Source organism: Vibrio sp. G-C-1 (assembly GCF_021728015.1).
Taxonomy (GTDB): domain Bacteria; phylum Pseudomonadota; class Gammaproteobacteria; order Enterobacterales; family Vibrionaceae; genus Vibrio; species Vibrio splendidus.
The window spans coordinates 206,271-221,881 of the sequence record NZ_JAKKCR010000001.1 but is presented as its reverse complement, the minus strand read 5'-3'; the positions used below and the strand labels follow the sequence as shown (position 1 = coordinate 221,881).

Below are 15,611 nucleotides of genomic sequence, written 5' to 3'. Positions count from 1 at the left end.
TCATGAAAAATGAACGAATCATGAAACAAAGCAGCTGGAAAACTCATTGTTATGTGATGTTGATAGTCAGCTTAATGACAGTGTTGGGTATTGAACCAGCGGCAGGAGAGACTACATCAGATAAGCCAGCTCAGTATGAAACACTCCAAGCGATCTTTGAACGTGTCGAACGCGATAACAAAAATGATGTGCAACGCTATCAACAGCTAAAGTCACGTAAACAAAGTAAGTTGTCTGAAGTTAGTGACCAAGTCAACGCGCAGCGGTATCAGCTTAAAATGCTCAATCAGAGCAATGGACAACTTGAAGAAGAACTTCTTAAACTTCAACAAAGACTTCGCGACAAACAAAAACAAGTTGAAGCAGCACGAGCAGGTATTGTTGAAGTCACCGACCTCACCGCAGCTCAACAAAGGAACTTTGTTGCAAACAACAAACCCCTAGCGACTTGGTTTGATGTTAAGGAACCAAAGCCGATACAAGAAAGTCAATTCAATATCACGAACATCAAGACGCTTTGGCTCATCATGGTTCAACAATTCTCAGAGGCCAGTCAACCTAGAGAATATGTTGGCGAACTATTAATGCCTAGCGGTAAAGTAGAACGTATAAACATTCAGCAAACAGGTGCGTTTAATCAATATTCTGTGGAGTATGGTTGGCTGACCTTTGATGGCGCCCGTAAGCAATGGCGACAAATTACTCCCCCGCCCCAAATGGACTTAACCCCGAATCAGTGGATCATCGACCCAAACTTTGGTTTAGGCTTTGAGGCTATCGCAAAACAACCTAGGTGGTATGAGTCCTATATGGCTGCTGGGATTATTGGCTTACTCATCGCTTTGCTTGCTGTGGTCGGTTTTACAATCGGCTTCACTCGTTTAGTCACACTGACCAAAGAAAAAAGAGCCGTTACTCACCAAACCACCAAGCTAAATAATCTTTCTGATCAGAATATTTTAGGTCGTGTCCTCATTCAACTTAAAGAATGCGCTACCGACCAAGAAATGGAAGATGTGGTAGATGCAAACATTAGTCGCGAGATGCCTTGGCTACATAAAGGGGTGGGAACAATCGCCGTATTAGCTGCAATTGCGCCTCTCATGGGTTTGTTAGGTACCGTTGGCGGCATGATTGAAACATTTTCAGTGATCACAGCTCAAGGTGTAACAAATGGTGACTTACTCTCTGGTGGAATTGCAGAGGCGCTACTCACAACCAAGCTTGGGCTGCTTGTTGCTGTTCCTTTATTGATAATTCATTGCTTAGTTAAAAACCAAGCACTGCAACTTGCCGAGATTTTAGAGCATCAAGTCACCAGTTTAGTTGTCGATATACGCTATGGAAAACGCGAAGCATGTTAGAACAACTATTGAGTGCTCGCCTACCAATGGACCATCCTATTATGTGGTCTATCGGTTTGATATCGCTGGTCATGTGGGGGCTAATCATTCAATGCTACTCACGCTTCCATGTACTTAGGCGCATGGACTTAGCCTCAAAAATTGAACAGACATTGGCTCAGTACACCAAAATCAGTTCGACGCAGCGCCGCTACTTGAAGCAAGGATGGATAAGTCAAATTAGACTCCACCTAAATACAGGGCTAAGTCAAATCCATCTATTTGTTCGTATTCTTCCTATGCTTGGGCTACTTGGCACTGTCGACGGCATGATGGACTGTTTCAAACAACTTAATAGTGACGACGTATTAAGCGCAGTATCTAATGGTATTAGCCAGGCGATGTTAACAACGTTGGCAGGCTTACTCGCGGCGCTCTCAGGCATGTACCTGGCTTACAATCTAAAAAGACAACAACAAAAACTCATTGACCACTACACACATCAATGGAAATTTTATGAAAATTAAATCCTTCACAGACAGAGAAGAATCACCTCAAGTAGACTTGACTCCGTTGATTGACGTGGTGTTTATTCTTCTTATCTTTTTCATCTTGTCCGCCAATTTTCAAAAAGAGTCTACCATAGAAGTGGATAGACCCAGCGCATCCAGCTCTACACTAAAATCCGAGTCAAAAATTCTGACCGTAAGTGTCGATCGTGACCAAAATATTTGGTTTAACGGACAAAACATCAACCTAAGTCAATTGCAGTTTCAAGTGAAAGCACAATTAACGAATAGCCAAACAACCAATGCAATAGTTAATGCCGACCGAAGTTTAGATACCGGTACTCTTATCTCCATTATTGACACACTGCGCTTATCAGGACTTACCAATGTTGCTATCGCTACCCAAGACCAGTAAACCTAAGTGGGTTAGTATCTTGCTGGCGGCTATGATCATCAATCTTGTGCTGGTTACACTTTTGCACTTGCTGATCTCAACACATGATGTGAGTCCAGATCGGATCAAACACCCAACGTACGTTCAAACGATTTCTGCTCATAAAAAACAAGAGGACCTAGAGGTCAGCAATCCAATTGTTGCCGCCTCAGCACCCACATCAGCTCCTAGCCGCCCAGCTTTGGTGAACTTCTCTATACCCGATATGGAGAGCTTAGTGACTCTACCAGAAGTAACGTTTAAGCCGAGTGATGAACTAGATGTCCACTTGACGTTTGATTTTTCGTACTCTGGACAAGGTGTGCAACAAGGAAGTGACTTTCAAACAAAAGTAGTCGTAGCTAAGCCAACTTACCAAATCTCACCGACATACCCAGCCAAAGCAAAACGCAATGGCATAGAAGGCCATATCATCTTCTCCTTATTAATAAATCAACAAGGCAAACCGACCCAGTATGAGATTGTTGAAGAAACCCCGAAAGGCGTCTTCCTGCGTTCATCACTACGCTCTGTCATGCGTTGGAAGTTTGTGCCTCCAAAGTCTGGAGAGCAATGGCAGCAAGTCACTGTAAATTACAGCCTAGAGGATTAACATCATGAAAAAAGCTGCTCTGCTCTGCTTGGCTTTATTTAGCTGCATGACACACGCTCAAGTAAGCGTAGAAACTTTTGAACGCTATCAACAACTCAGCCGTTTTCTGGAGCGCAATGACATCAGTATCGATAGTTTTGCTCGATTTCACGACAATCATCAAAGTGCCAGTACAGAAACTAAAGAGCTCACCAAGAGTCTTTATTTACAAGCTTGTTTGAAGCTTGAAATGGTCAAGTGTGCGCTTGATAGAACTAATGAGCTGTTGATGCTCACAGAAAACCTTGCTAACAAAGAACAACTTTTACGCCTCGCGGTACAGCTCAACTATCAAAACCAGCGTCACCTTAGTGCGTTAAATAAATTCATTGAATGGCGAGACTTGCATTTATCAGAGAACTCTATAAAAAAAAGCAAACTCACAGCCTCACAAACCTCTGAGGTTTACACCATTGCTGGGCACAGTGCTTATCAAATTGAGCAATGGCAACAAACTGCATCGATTATGAAAGAGGCGATAACATTGGATGGAACAGAGCAACGTTATCAGCTTCTACTTGCTAGTTATCAACGCTTGGAAGATTTTGACAATGAACACGCATTACTGCTTGAAGTTACCGAACTTTTTCCCAGCAGAGATATCTATTGGTCCCGCTTGGCTCAAGCAAGTGTACAGCACGGAGAAAAGCAACAGGCGATCATTGCACTTTCTGTCGTAAAAAGGTTAGGAAAAATTACGGATCAACAGCGTATTCTTTTAGCACAACTGCAGATCGGATCAGAGACGCCAGCACTTGCTTACCAAACACTCAATAACTTCATACCCTCACCTGAATACCGAGATAAGGTTGATCAATTAAGGCTTCATGCTTTACTGCGATCACGACAGCGAAATAAAGCGATGCAGCTTCTGAAATCACTTTCTAACACAAATGTATTGGCGACAAGAGCTCAGCTAGCCTACTCAGAGCAGAAATGGGAACGTGCGATTTCACTGATAGCAGAACTGCTCACTCAGCAACCGGAAAATCAACGATGGCAACTATTAAAAGCCATCGCTCACTTTGAACTACACGAATATAACGAAGCCAAACCGTTGCTGACGTCTTTAGTCGGTGGGGAGTTTGATAGTTCAGCAAAACAATGGCTCGGACAAATCGCATACTTAAACGATGCTAGTTAATATATTGTTTTAAACTTGCACGCATTATTAAAACCTAACTCGGCCAACCAATCGCAAGAATATTGCCGTCTGTATAGTAATCATGATCTTCATCGATCACTTCCACCGTCGCCAATGGATACTTGTCTAGATCAATATCTGGTAATGACGTTCGTATCTGATTAGCGAGCCTATCTCGCTCTTCATCAACATTAGGGTCAATGTTATGAAGTATGGTAACAATGCCTGAGTAAGGGGTGACTTTAAGGCCATCATCATAACTAATTGCGCCTAACCACTGAGGCTGGTTAGTTTTAATATCAACACCAGCACGCCACCAGCGAATATGGCTACGCTTCATCAAGTTACCCGGCAATTGAAACGCCATATCTTGCGGCTTGTCTCTCCAATATAAATCGGACACTGGCGGTGTTTTGTCTCTAAGCAATGCGAGGTAACCAACCCATTCAATCTCATTTCGAGAGAAAGTTTGATTCTCTATCCAGCCTAATTGCTTCATTAAATCTCTTGGGGTTGCTCCAACATAAATTACGTTGATCGCTTGTGCCGAGTAAAACGAAGATTTGCCAGGGAACGCTTTATAGGTAACCGAATTCCAGTCGACTTTGTCAATTTGAGCCGTCTCTGGTTGATTCTGAAAATCATCGGCCTTCCAGAAAAAGTGAGCGTAGTTCGCAAACAATACCCACGCCAACAACAGCGCACTGGATTTAAGCAGCAAGCGTCGCCACTTCATTCGATAACCAATAATGGTGAAGACCAATACCGTGAACACACCGACGATCAAGCTATTATGCTCAGAGATAAATATCTTAAGACTATTAAGCCACGGGAAGTTTTCAACGCCGTGCGCCAGTAACATGCCCCAAGCAATGAACTGTCCACCACCAAGAGCCAAGCCGATAAACGCCAACACACTAAAACTACGCCACGGTACACGATGCGAGCCAGCTATAAATGGCACAACCCAAGCGATAGGCCCTAATAAACGAGCAAAAAGAATGATGTATGTGCCTTTGCGAGCAACCAGATAGCGGCAGCGCGCAATTAATCTTTTGGTTTTAGGGCGAAACTTAATGAGCCTTCGTTGCGCCTTAGCACCGTATTTATAACCAATGAAATAACTGAGTTGGTCACCAAGCAAACCACCTAGCATCACCAAAACCAACGCCATCCATGCACCTGAATACAGTTGAAAGCCCGCTGCGATAAAGAAGGGCTCTCCCGGTACAAATAGGTTTGGGCCAATGAGAGCATCACCCAATGCCCCCAGAAACAGCCCTAGTCCATCAAACATAACAACCTCAATACTTACTGTTCTTTGTAGTGACCAAACTTGTAGTTCATCTCGTTGTTACGCATTTCGCCTTTGAAGAAGCGTCTTACATTGGCTTTAAGATAAGTTGAGCCTGTCTTCACAACGCCATCTTGGTCTAATCGACGTGGGTCAAAACCAAAAGTCATATTCAGGAATCTAAATCGCCATGTCTTGCTCGCACGTTTTACGTAGTCACAGTCTTCACACAGTACGATATCTTCATCGAAACCGCCGATCTCATCATGCGCGCGTTTAGTCGAGAAAATACATGCGCCAATCGCCGTCGGGAAAAAGAACTGGGTAGTAAATAAGCCTGCGTTAAATAAGCCGTAACCAAACTTGTGTACAAGCGGCAGACCTTTCGAACTCATGTACACACCCGCAACTTCAAGCTTCTTCTCCTCTAGTTCATAAAGCGCTTTCGCAAGAAAGTTTCGGGGCAAGCTCACGTCAGCATCTAAGAAAAGGATTCTGTTGTATTGCGCCAATGAAGCTCCTGTGTTTCGTCCAAGGCTCACACCACGATTTTCCATATGATGAACCGTTAATTTTGGCAACGCGTTTTCATAGGCTTGCGCAACGTCCCTTGTGTTGTCTTCACTGTTCGAGTCGACAACAATCACTTCAAACTCTTGGTGGGTTTGCACACTCAACTCTTCCATTAAGCGGCTAATGCGTTTCTCTTCGTTTAGCGTAATTACGACAATGCTTACTGGTTCCATATTTTCACCTATTCATTCTGCTGTTTAATTAACACTAAGATTAACCAACCAAGCCTTAACCAAGTCTTAGGCAAACATTCATTTTCCGTTCATTAACTTGATGATTTAGCGGTGATATAAATAGATAAGAATGGCAATGTAAAAGACGATAAAACGGGGTAAATAAGAGTTAGTGAACGTTTTATCTCCAAACGAATCATTTATCGAAGGAAATTCACTTTGAGATGGGCTTCTGACTTGCTCAGATTTGAATGTGATGTTAGTATCCGCGCTCGCTTAAGCATGAACTCGTTTATGCCTAAGCATTACCACACACTCAAGGTCGCATTGAGGTGTGAAGTTAATTTTTACTAATTTGAGAGTAAAACTATGAAATTTGAAGCAGTAGTACGTACTGAACTAGGTAAAGGTGCGAGCCGCCGCCTACGTCACACTGGTAAATTCCCAGCAGTAATCTACGGTGGCGAAGCAGCAGCTGTAGCTATCGAACTTGTTCACGCTGAAGTGATCAACCAAATGGATAAGCCTGAATTCTACGAAGCAATCACTCTGTTGATTGACGGCGCAGAAGTTAAGGTTAAGCCGCAAGACGTTCAACGTCACGCGTTCAAGCCTAAAGTTGAGCACATGGACTTCATCCGTATCTAATTCCCTACCAAGGAATAAGATTGGATTAATCCAAGCCTTCTGCATAGAAAAGATAATCGATCTTACCAGTCGAGAAATCTAGAAATTCGAAACCCCGATGCTACCAACATCGGGGTTTCACCGTTTTTGAGCCCTCAAAAACGTCGTAAATCTCGCGCAATACACTGAAATAAATCACTGTCACCTTCCTCATCTTATCTTCTATGGGAAGCGTTATTGTAAAAGCGATAGAAGCCCTACGTGTTTGCTAATTACCTCTACTCCAAACTCTCCAACCCAGATGTATCGATACTTTTCAATGCTTCTTTGGCTACGTCATCAGAGTTCGTCGATTTATTCTTTTGTGGATAACTACCGGCTAAACCTTTGCCAATCGAAGTTGCTTCATCTTGAAGCTTTTTACCTTCGGACTCACCGGCAAGCCACCCTTGCTTGTAATCGGCATCTGAATTGAAGCGATTTTGATCTTTTATATAGTCTTCAAAACTATTACCAGTTTCTTGCATTCCACTATGCCTACCGTCATGGAAGCCTTGTATGTAAGACTCGTTATGACCACTATCAATCAAAGCACTGTCACTGGTTCCGCAACCAGAAGAAATAAGCACAAACAATATTACCAACAAAAATCTTGTCATTTCCAAACCCTCGACGAGTATCGCTTTAACTTAACAATAGTCTAATATCTCAAGGGTATTAATATTGCTGCTCTCGGTAACTCACGACAGCTCGGCGTGATCTTATTGTATGAGGATGACCCACTCATGAATGTCACTTAGAACGTCCTTCCCTCTCCCAAGATTCTTGTATTATTCAATTTAGGGCCTAGATAATAAACTCATCATTTTTATTAATATTTATAGCTTCTGTAAAGGTAAGTAAGTGATACGTAATGTTCAGTAAAGAGCGTGTTATTTATCTATAGTAAACCCTAAAATGCAATGAGTTTACTAACCTAGAATTAGAGGCTCTCATGGATGAACTGAAGCGAAGTGTAATTATCATTGCCGCATTTGGCTTAGCTAATATAGCGTATGCTCAATCCCCCCAAATGAATACCACCATTATAGGCTCCGGCTCTCCTGATTATAATCCAGAACGAGTCAGTGCTGGTGTGTTAATCACTCAAGGGGGCACTCAAATCTTGATTGATATGGGAGACGGCGTTAAACGTAATTTAGAAAAACATGGTGTCGATGGGCGTAAGATGAACGCCATTCTTTTCACTCACCACCACTTAGATCACAACGCCGACTTTTCTCTTATATTCACTTCCACTTTACTTGGTCGTGGAGACTTTCTTGTTGCTGGACCTAAACAAACGAAAGATTTTGTCAACAATAACATTAATTTATATGACCAAGATCTAGATTACCGCCTTGGTAAAACTCAACGTTCTTTAGATGAAAGGTTAGATCACCTTACTATCCGTGAGCTAAAAAGTGGTGACCGTTTTAATGTTGATGAAATAAAAGTCTCGACTCTTTCTGTTCCGCACACCATCGAATCGATCGCATACAGATTTGATTATCGTGATCAATCCGTTGTCATAACAGGAGACTTGAGTGCTGGCCCTGGCGTTGCGAAATTTGCTAAAGATGCCAACTGTTTGATCATTGACTCAGGTGGAATGATCATGAATAAAAGAGGGAAGAAACAACGTAATAAGACACTCAAATCAGAAAGAAAAAATGGAGCCCAAAAGGGTAAGAAACAACATGCTCATTTAAATATAAAAGAATCCAGTCAAATAGCAGCAGATGCCAATATTAATAAGCTTGTTTATACCCACTTTGTACTCGGTAAAATTGATAAGTCCGCGAGTATGAAAATTATCGAACAGCAATATAAGGGTGAAGTTATCTTTAGCGATGATCTTATGTCATTAAATTGTGGAAACAAAACGACTAACTAATAAATACATAACGAATTCACATTTATAAGGATATTTATGTTTACTTTAATACGAAAAGTTCTTATCACAACTGCTTGCTGTGCGGCTACGTCTCCTTTTGCCCAAACAGCACCAACGACTTCCAATAACTTAGCCAGTTATCCTGTCGTTTCAATAGACAGCACTCAGTATCAGAATAACAACGACAACACTGTCACCGATAAGATCACAGGCTTGATGTGGCAAAAAAACTATAAAGTGTTGAGCTTTAAAGATGCCATTGAATATGCAGAATCGGCGAATATTGGTGATTATAACGATTGGCGAGTCCCAAATATAAAGGAATTGTATTCACTAATATTGTTTACAGGCATCGATGCAAGTAATCGAGATATGTATACGGTTCCTGATGGCGCAAAGCCTTTCATTGATATCGATACCTTTGATTTTGCTTACGGTACTAATGGAAAGCGAGTAATTGATTCACAGTATCTAACCACATCTGTTTATACCGGTAAAGTTATGGGCAAAGACAAAGCGGTCTTTGGCGTTAACTTTGCAGATGGACGAATTAAAGGGTATCCACTTGTCCACCCACGCACCAAACAAGAGAATAAGTTCACGGTTCGTTTAGTTCGTGGAAATATCGATTACGGTCAAAATAACTTTCAAGAGAACAATGACCAAACAGTCACTGACCTTGCAACACGACTCATGTGGGCAAAACAAGACAGTAAAAAAGCAATGGATTGGTCAGAGGCTAAAGAGTGGATAGGTCATTTAAACGCTGAAGAACACTTAGGTCATAGTGACTGGCGTTTACCCACTATTAAAGAACTTCAAACGATTGTCGATTATACCCGCTCGCCTCAAGCAACAAACTCTGCTGCAATTAGTCCCGTATTTTCAATTTCCTCAATTAAAGATGAGCAAGGAAAGCTGAACTACCCTGCATTCTGGAGTAGTACCACTCACCTCCGAGTAGGTCCAAAGTCTCAGTCACAAGCCGCCTACTTCTGTTTCGGCGAATGCTTAGGATACATGAAAAGACCACATTCAAAGACCCGCACTCTACTTGATGTACATGGCGCAGGCGCACAACGAGCAGAACCTAAAACAGGAGATGCAAAAGATTACCCGAATGGACATGGCCCCCAAGGTGATGTCATTCGAATTGAAAACTATGTTCGTGCTGTGCGTGACCTATCTTAGTTAGTATTAAAGGAATAAAGCGCCAGCAGAAACAACAGTTCAACTCACCTTAAAAGCCTTTAAAAAGGCAGGTACGTGTAAAGTAAAACTGTACCATCGTGCACTCACTTAGTGGGATGATGACCTCATCACCCACTAAGTTGTACTAATCCAATCTCGATAACAGAGCACCAAGGCTTAAAAGTGCCCAACTTCAAATGACTGTGCATAATACGAATCACTTGTGACTCATATTCATCAGATTTTTTCTTAAACAGTTACAACGACGGCTACGTTTACGTTTACGTTTACAGCAAGTGTAAAATCTTAACTTAGATTAATTTCTTTGCTCAGCCTTTCATACAATTCAAAAGCTTCTGTTTTAGATATCAAATTTCCGAGAGCGTATTGATGAGCTAGCTCAATATCGTCGCTTTGATTGGAGTAATAGCGCTTGGCGACTGCAGCGCACTGGCTCAGACTGGTGTACCAACTGCCGTCTTGCTCGGCCACAAAGTAATACGCCGATCGCACTAACTTTTTGCCAATTACCTTAACGACATCCGCATCAGTCATTGTTTTGAAATTCGGGGTCATTTGCTTAAGAAAAGTTGATAGATCGCCATTAAGAGCTTGGGCTATTTCATTATTGGGCTTATATCGTGGAAACTTTATAGATAAATCATTCCCCCAAATACAACAGCAACAATGCTTGAGCCAAAACTGCCAATGGAATTCTTCGTTGGGCTGCAGAACCTCTGAGAGATACCCTGGATCAATATCAAGCTTAGTCACTTGAGGATAGGTTTGGGGTATGGTGTCGGAAAGTAGGTTAAATACTTCCTTTTCTCTCTGACCAACAGGCGTAGCGAGTACGATCGAAACATCCAAATCAGAGCGACCAACAATGGCTGTTCCTCTAGGCACGCTTCCATACAAGTAGATGCCATCAATTTGGTTCGGAAGTTCGCTTAACAACGAGTCAATAACAGCGTTCACGACACCTTGAAATTCGGGCGCGATATTCTTAGGCGAGTAAAGGTTTTGAATAAACCCGTCTTTGTCTAGACCTCTAGCTTGATCCTGCATACTGAGTTCCTATTTGAATGTAATACGCGTTGAGTGCTCCCACACATTAAGAATCAACACCACACGTTTAAGACAGGATCGTTTTCGCGTAAACGAGCGTGCTGTCTAGCTCTCCTGATAGCAAACGTCGGTCATTAGCGAAACACGCCTCTAGTTGATATCCACATCGTTTAGCTACGGCCCGACTTTTCAAATTCGAGCCTGCCATTCTAATTTCGATTCGTTTCGCACCTTTTTGAATGAATGTATACTCTTCGATAATTCGGATGGCTTCACTCACATAACCAAAACCAGTTTGGGATGTTTGTAACCAATAGCCGATTTCAAAGTAAGGGACAGTATCGTCTCTGATCATAAAACCAATAGCCCCGATAAATACCCCTGTTTGCTTTTCAATAATATTGAACCAGAACTCGCCAGTAAAGTTGGCGAAATTATTGGTAGCATCTTGAATGTTAAGTTCTAGCTGCTCTTTAGTTAGAGAATCAGAAACCCAAGGTAAGAATGGGGAAAACTCGGCCTTGCACTCATTTATCACCTCAAACATCTCTTCGCTGTATTTTAATGATGGAGGGGTTAATTTGAGCCTTTCACTTTCCATCACTAAGCCTTTTTCCAATCAGAACGTAGAGCCGCCAACACAACTGTATCCCACCATTGACCTTTGAAGAATCGATGATCTTTAAAACACGCTTCTTGTTTCATTCCTAGTGACTTACATAATTTAATGGCAGCCAAGTTCTTGCTGATGGTTTCGGCGTAGATGCGGTGTATGCCTAACTCTGAGAAACCAAAATCAGCCAGGGCTTCAGAAGCTTCTATAGAAAGCCCTTTTCTCTGAATTTCCCTTGAGAAAGCACAGCCCATCGAAGCTTGTCGATCGCCCTCAAGGCGCAAACAAACGGTTCCAATAAACTTCCCCGAGTCTTTGCTTTCAACCGCTAATTGAAAAGACTGGCGTGGGACTTCCAAAGCCTGCGCAACAAACAACTGAGTTAGCTCTCGATATTTGTTAGGTTCGCAATCACTTTCATCATAGAAACGCTGATACTTAGCGTCTTGAGACATCGCAACAAAGGCACACTCGTCTTCGAGACTCATATCTCGAAGAATCAACCTGTCAGTTTCCAGCTTAAACATCAAAATTCCTTTTTATCTTATAGCCTTGAAGGGAAAAGTCGCGGAGGTGTTTACTCGTATACTTTCCCGTTATGCTTCAACCAACCATGAGTGTGATGATTACGAGGGTCTTTGTGCGTCCAGTGCATTACGCCACCTTTATTGTTCCATTCATATTCACCATAAAATTCAACTCGATCGCCCTTTGCCAGTCCCTGAACACGAGGCGCTAAGTCAATATTATGTGCGACTAACAAGGTTTGTCCGCTATCGAGTCGCAAAATGAATTTCTGATGTCGAGAGCCTTTATTATCATCAGGAAGTACTCGATACACCGTACCCGATCCGCGCACCTGAACGTCGCTTTGGTGATTTTCGTAAGCTTGCTTAAGTCGCGTATCATTCGCTTGAACATGACTGATGCCGAAGCTAAGCAGCACCAAAAGTAGAGCGCAAAATTGTTTCATTCCTTTCATTTCCCATATCTGTGTGTTGATTTGGGATACTGGTTGGGCATCCCCTAATTTAGCGGTGCTTGTACTGAATCGGACAATAACCTCTCGAAACGTCCGAACTGCGTAGTTTTACATGCTTGGTCGAGCGCCCAGAAACACGTGAGCGCCACAGCCTAAAACTGCCAAGCTTGAGATGGCTACGCATAAAACGAATCACTTCCGATTCATTTAAACCAAATTGGTGCTCTATTGCCTCAAATGGCGTTCGGTCTTCCCACGCCATTTCAATAATTCTTGATTCATTCTCTTTGGATAACATCATACATACTCTTCCTTAATTAACTGGGAGAAATACGCTCGTTCCAAATTTAAAGATCACAGGACAAACACTTTGAATTGAACGCGTTATAACGTTCGATAAAACAACAAACTAACTCGAATTATGGCTATTTACTTTCCAGCCACTCAGAACGCAATAGGCCATATTTAATCGAGTCATAGTACTCGCCTTGGTAATAACGCACTTTTCTTAGCCTAGCTTCTTGCTGGAAGCCTAATTTGAGCGCTAGTGACATCATCCGCGGATTACCCGACCAAGTGGTTAAACCGACACGCTCTATCTGCTTGTTTTTGAATAGACAAGATACCCAAAGAGGAAGAGCTAACGCAGCAATACCCTCCCCCCAATAGTCGGAGTTATAAATGACTACTCCGGCTTCAAGCCAACGTGTCTCTTCACACTCCCAATAACAACTGACAGTACCTACAGGCACATCGTCTACAACCACCAGCTGTAAGTCGGATCCATTGAGTAACCGTTGAAACGAACGGCTTTCAAACTCTTCTAGTGATGGCGGTGAGTATGGAAAATAAGGGCCGTTAAACTTCGTCCACTCATCGTTTGAGATAACCAATGCATAAATGGCGGCCAATTCGCTTGGCATTGCGGGCCTAATAGTTACTTGCATCTTCTCTCCTTGGTTTGGTGCTTAGGTATGGTTCTTGGTCTAAGTTCTAGAGGGATTAGTCGCGACCACAGCAGTCATTAATCTCATAATAACCATTAATAATAAAGTAACTAAATCGGATGACTACCAATCTAGCAGCTAGGCAATCATGGGGTTAAATAAGCTTGTACGAACTCTCTAAGCACTCTCGCATTATTGTGGTATTTGCTATCCCCGCACTTTGTGCCATCTACTCTGATGTCCGGGCTGGAATATGCAGGTATAACATCTCGCTCATAAGACATCACTGTCCCTCTGTCAGCACAAATTGCACCGAAGGAATATTGAGGAGCTCTTGGATACGTTCCAGAAATGTAACTTTCTATACTATCAAAATCTTTCAATAACGTTTTATAGTCATGATTAGCACCACTTAAATGGCCAATTTCATGCTCCATTAAGTAATCAGGGCAGTTTATCGCTAAAGAAAAAAAGTAGGATACCGAAGATGACATACCACAATAATCAGACTCAAAGCTAAAATTATAATTAGAAAATACTATCCCAGTAAAAATGGGGACGCCGTCTTCTGTTGTTTCTGGAATCGGTTCTTCCATCGATAATTTTAATAACCTCTCTGCTGCCCCCAAATCTTGAAACCAAAGGCTGTCGATTTCAGACGTATAAATCACCTTGGTGACTTTTCGCGTCATAGGAATGCAGGAGTTTTTCAACACCAGATTCGAATAGCTTTCCCATGTCGCTATTTTAGAGGCAACAAATGTTTTGGAATATTCGGCTAATACAGATTCATCAACATAAAGATGGATCTCTGTATTCAAAACCTCACTCTTCGCACAAGTAGGAAACTCGATGCTTTGAGCATTGGAGAGTCGACTATTGCTCAACACTATAATCAAAACACAACCAACGACCCGGATGAGCCTTTTGAAGAAACTCTTATTTACTTGTGTATTCACCGCCACCGTCTCCCTAAGTTCAAAGTCCTAAAGACCATTATAAATGCCGTGACTTAAGATTCATATCAATCCCCATTACACATATAAGCATTGGCCTCTCAAAGTAACCTGCACTATCTGTGTTTTTCAGAAAACAAAAAGCTCGCCATGCAATGACGAGCTTTATTGATTATGGGAGCTTAACGGTTATAAGACCCAAGCCTTAATCGATCTAACCATTAATACACCTGATCGCGCAAAGCCAATTCAACGTTTTTCAACACTTTGAACTCTTCTCGAGTACAACCGCGTGCCACGGAAACCCAATGGTCGCCAGTTTCATCGGCTCCTTTAAACTCTGCACGCAACTCATATCTTCGCCATGTAACAAACGCCAAGATAAAGGTCAGAGCAAGCATCGGTAAACCGAACTGAGGAACAAATGCCCAAGTCGCAGCGGAAAGTACTAAAGCCAACGAAACAATATTGATTGCGTTTTCTTTAAGACCCAATTGACGAATTTCTAACTGTTTGATTTTACGTAAGCTGTACACATCTTTCTTAACTCGGAGTTCGTTAGAGCTCACCAGAAAATCTGATGCTTTGTATGACCTACGAAGTCGCACTAAATTCGCTAACCTGTTGCGTGTTTGATTCTTTTTCATCGCCTTTCTCCATGTTATTAAAGGTTAGTAAAAACTAATATAATCATGGAGTTAATGAACGAGTGCCTATTTTATAAATCAAACTAATATTAAAATCAAGCTTATGCAATTAATAACACTTATAACAACACCGTCTTACATTTGAAATCTTAATAGAAAGAAGGCTTATTAAGGAATCTACTCATCATAAATTGGTGTACTTTAGTTAAGTTAGATATAGGCCGATAGTGATTCCGATAATCGACCGAACATACTAAACAGCGGGCATGGTTCACCCTGCTTTGTAACTACTTATTTCAACGAGATTTTTGCAATGAATCTCACGCTCTGGGAATGCTGAACCACGGTCACATAACACCCCATCTTCCATAATCAGAACATTCACCCTCCCTCTTGATTATCGATTTTTTGAATACCAAAATCATTCAATTGAACATATCAACATAGCTTATCGATTAAGCAATTGATCTCATAACAAAGAGACTGTACGCTTACGTTATGCACACAGTTACCTAATGGAGAT

19 protein-coding genes are annotated in these 15,611 nt (G+C 41.9%); 8 read left to right on the top strand and 11 right to left on the bottom strand.

The window, feature by feature from the left end; translation table 11 throughout:
- Window positions 1–2 precede the first annotated feature (2 nt).
- The 5 genes from L3V36_RS01045 to L3V36_RS01025 are packed head-to-tail and all read left to right on the top strand — an operon-like array spanning window position 3 to window position 4,081.
- A complete protein-coding gene (locus tag L3V36_RS01045; protein WP_017086501.1) occupies window positions 3–1,364 on the top strand; it encodes a MotA/TolQ/ExbB proton channel family protein in 1,362 nt (453 codons plus the stop codon).
- A complete protein-coding gene (locus L3V36_RS01040) occupies window positions 1,358–1,870 on the top strand; it encodes a MotA/TolQ/ExbB proton channel family protein (RefSeq protein ID WP_017086502.1) in 513 nt (170 codons plus the stop codon). The genes L3V36_RS01045 and L3V36_RS01040 overlap by 7 nt, the downstream gene beginning before the upstream one ends.
- Entirely contained in the window at window positions 1,860–2,267 is a 408-nt protein-coding gene (locus L3V36_RS01035; RefSeq protein ID WP_017086503.1) for a biopolymer transporter ExbD, read from the top strand. The genes L3V36_RS01040 and L3V36_RS01035 overlap by 11 nt, the downstream gene beginning before the upstream one ends.
- Window positions 2,239–2,898 carry an energy transducer TonB gene (locus L3V36_RS01030; protein WP_017086504.1) on the top strand — a complete coding sequence of 220 codons (660 nt, stop codon included), beginning with the start codon at window positions 2,239–2,241 and terminating at the stop codon, window positions 2,896–2,898. The genes L3V36_RS01035 and L3V36_RS01030 overlap by 29 nt, the downstream gene beginning before the upstream one ends.
- A gap of 4 nt (window positions 2,899–2,902) precedes the next feature.
- A complete protein-coding gene (locus L3V36_RS01025; protein WP_017086505.1) occupies window positions 2,903–4,081 on the top strand; it encodes a tetratricopeptide repeat protein in 1,179 nt (392 codons plus the stop codon).
- A gap of 34 nt (window positions 4,082–4,115) precedes the next feature.
- Here the strand turns inward: L3V36_RS01025 and L3V36_RS01020 are convergent, their stop codons facing one another.
- Window positions 4,116–5,378: an LssY C-terminal domain-containing protein gene (locus L3V36_RS01020; RefSeq protein WP_208774057.1), complete on the bottom strand. Its 1,263-nt coding sequence runs from the start codon at window positions 5,376–5,378 to the stop codon at window positions 4,116–4,118.
- 14 nt (window positions 5,379–5,392) lie between these two features.
- Window positions 5,393–6,121: a glycosyltransferase gene (locus L3V36_RS01015; RefSeq protein WP_017095886.1), complete on the bottom strand. Its 729-nt coding sequence runs from the start codon at window positions 6,119–6,121 to the stop codon at window positions 5,393–5,395.
- Between the two features lie 369 nt (window positions 6,122–6,490).
- Here L3V36_RS01015 and rplY point away from each other — a divergent pair, with 369 nt between their 5' ends.
- The gene (gene rplY, locus L3V36_RS01010; RefSeq protein ID WP_004734628.1) at window positions 6,491–6,769 is read left to right on the top strand and encodes a 50S ribosomal protein L25; all 279 of its coding nucleotides are present in this window, start codon (window positions 6,491–6,493) and stop codon (window positions 6,767–6,769) included.
- A gap of 257 nt (window positions 6,770–7,026) precedes the next feature.
- Here rplY and L3V36_RS01005 read toward each other — a convergent pair whose 3' ends face one another.
- Complete coding sequence (locus L3V36_RS01005; RefSeq protein ID WP_026012311.1) at window positions 7,027–7,377, bottom strand: hypothetical protein; 351 nt, start codon at window positions 7,375–7,377, stop codon at window positions 7,027–7,029.
- Between the two features lie 365 nt (window positions 7,378–7,742).
- On the opposite strand from L3V36_RS01005, the gene L3V36_RS01000 reads away from it, so the two are divergent.
- Both L3V36_RS01000 and L3V36_RS00995 read left to right on the top strand, forming a co-directional pair.
- Window positions 7,743–8,684: an MBL fold metallo-hydrolase gene (locus tag L3V36_RS01000; protein ID WP_065681241.1), complete on the top strand. Its 942-nt coding sequence runs from the start codon at window positions 7,743–7,745 to the stop codon at window positions 8,682–8,684.
- 36 nt (window positions 8,685–8,720) lie between these two features.
- Window positions 8,721–9,875: a DUF1566 domain-containing protein gene (locus tag L3V36_RS00995; RefSeq protein ID WP_208774055.1), complete on the top strand. Its 1,155-nt coding sequence runs from the start codon at window positions 8,721–8,723 to the stop codon at window positions 9,873–9,875.
- A gap of 306 nt (window positions 9,876–10,181) precedes the next feature.
- Here L3V36_RS00995 and L3V36_RS00990 read toward each other — a convergent pair whose 3' ends face one another.
- From L3V36_RS00990 to L3V36_RS00955, 8 genes are all read right to left on the bottom strand, one after another.
- Window positions 10,182–10,943 (bottom strand): nucleotidyltransferase domain-containing protein, encoded by a 762-nt coding sequence (locus L3V36_RS00990; protein WP_208774053.1) that lies wholly within the window; start codon window positions 10,941–10,943, stop codon window positions 10,182–10,184.
- A 67-nt stretch (window positions 10,944–11,010) separates the two neighbouring features.
- On the bottom strand, window positions 11,011–11,544 hold the full coding sequence (locus L3V36_RS00985) for a GNAT family N-acetyltransferase (RefSeq protein WP_102456065.1): 534 nt from the start codon (window positions 11,542–11,544) through the stop codon (window positions 11,011–11,013).
- Between the two features lie 2 nt (window positions 11,545–11,546).
- Entirely contained in the window at window positions 11,547–12,083 is a 537-nt protein-coding gene (locus L3V36_RS00980) for a GNAT family protein (protein WP_102483041.1), read from the bottom strand.
- 50 nt (window positions 12,084–12,133) lie between these two features.
- The gene (locus L3V36_RS00975; RefSeq protein ID WP_017060348.1) at window positions 12,134–12,529 is read right to left on the bottom strand and encodes a DUF3465 domain-containing protein; all 396 of its coding nucleotides are present in this window, start codon (window positions 12,527–12,529) and stop codon (window positions 12,134–12,136) included.
- A gap of 58 nt (window positions 12,530–12,587) precedes the next feature.
- Window positions 12,588–12,839, bottom strand: a complete 252-nt coding sequence (locus L3V36_RS00970; protein ID WP_208774051.1) for a TIGR03643 family protein — start codon at window positions 12,837–12,839, stop codon at window positions 12,588–12,590.
- Window positions 12,840–12,963: 124 nt separating this feature from the next.
- A complete protein-coding gene (locus L3V36_RS00965; protein WP_065681234.1) occupies window positions 12,964–13,485 on the bottom strand; it encodes a GNAT family protein in 522 nt (173 codons plus the stop codon).
- A gap of 146 nt (window positions 13,486–13,631) precedes the next feature.
- The gene (locus L3V36_RS00960) at window positions 13,632–14,444 is read right to left on the bottom strand and encodes a hypothetical protein (RefSeq protein WP_208774050.1); all 813 of its coding nucleotides are present in this window, start codon (window positions 14,442–14,444) and stop codon (window positions 13,632–13,634) included.
- A gap of 218 nt (window positions 14,445–14,662) precedes the next feature.
- Window positions 14,663–15,088, bottom strand: a complete 426-nt coding sequence (locus tag L3V36_RS00955) for a hypothetical protein (RefSeq protein WP_102452969.1) — start codon at window positions 15,086–15,088, stop codon at window positions 14,663–14,665.
- Window positions 15,089–15,611 lie beyond the last annotated feature (523 nt).

Coding starts and splice junctions, on each gene's coding strand:
- L3V36_RS01045 (WP_017086501.1), top strand. CDS start 3: ATGAAAAATGAACGAATCATGAAACAAAGCAGCTGGAAAACTCATTGT.
- L3V36_RS01040 (WP_017086502.1), top strand. CDS start 1,358: ATGTTAGAACAACTATTGAGTGCTCGCCTACCAATGGACCATCCTATT.
- L3V36_RS01035 (WP_017086503.1), top strand. CDS start 1,860: ATGAAAATTAAATCCTTCACAGACAGAGAAGAATCACCTCAAGTAGAC.
- L3V36_RS01030 (WP_017086504.1), top strand. CDS start 2,239: ATGTTGCTATCGCTACCCAAGACCAGTAAACCTAAGTGGGTTAGTATC.
- L3V36_RS01025 (WP_017086505.1), top strand. CDS start 2,903: ATGAAAAAAGCTGCTCTGCTCTGCTTGGCTTTATTTAGCTGCATGACA.
- L3V36_RS01020 (WP_208774057.1), bottom strand. CDS start 5,378: ATGTTTGATGGACTAGGGCTGTTTCTGGGGGCATTGGGTGATGCTCTC.
- L3V36_RS01015 (WP_017095886.1), bottom strand. CDS start 6,121: ATGGAACCAGTAAGCATTGTCGTAATTACGCTAAACGAAGAGAAACGC.
- rplY (WP_004734628.1), top strand. CDS start 6,491: ATGAAATTTGAAGCAGTAGTACGTACTGAACTAGGTAAAGGTGCGAGC.
- L3V36_RS01000 (WP_065681241.1), top strand. CDS start 7,743: ATGGATGAACTGAAGCGAAGTGTAATTATCATTGCCGCATTTGGCTTA.
- L3V36_RS00995 (WP_208774055.1), top strand. CDS start 8,721: ATGTTTACTTTAATACGAAAAGTTCTTATCACAACTGCTTGCTGTGCG.
- L3V36_RS00990 (WP_208774053.1), bottom strand. CDS start 10,943: ATGCAGGATCAAGCTAGAGGTCTAGACAAAGACGGGTTTATTCAAAAC.
- L3V36_RS00985 (WP_102456065.1), bottom strand. CDS start 11,544: ATGGAAAGTGAAAGGCTCAAATTAACCCCTCCATCATTAAAATACAGC.
- L3V36_RS00980 (WP_102483041.1), bottom strand. CDS start 12,083: ATGTTTAAGCTGGAAACTGACAGGTTGATTCTTCGAGATATGAGTCTC.
- L3V36_RS00975 (WP_017060348.1), bottom strand. CDS start 12,529: ATGAAACAATTTTGCGCTCTACTTTTGGTGCTGCTTAGCTTCGGCATC.
- L3V36_RS00970 (WP_208774051.1), bottom strand. CDS start 12,839: ATGATGTTATCCAAAGAGAATGAATCAAGAATTATTGAAATGGCGTGG.
- L3V36_RS00965 (WP_065681234.1), bottom strand. CDS start 13,485: ATGCAAGTAACTATTAGGCCCGCAATGCCAAGCGAATTGGCCGCCATT.
- L3V36_RS00955 (WP_102452969.1), bottom strand. CDS start 15,088: ATGAAAAAGAATCAAACACGCAACAGGTTAGCGAATTTAGTGCGACTT.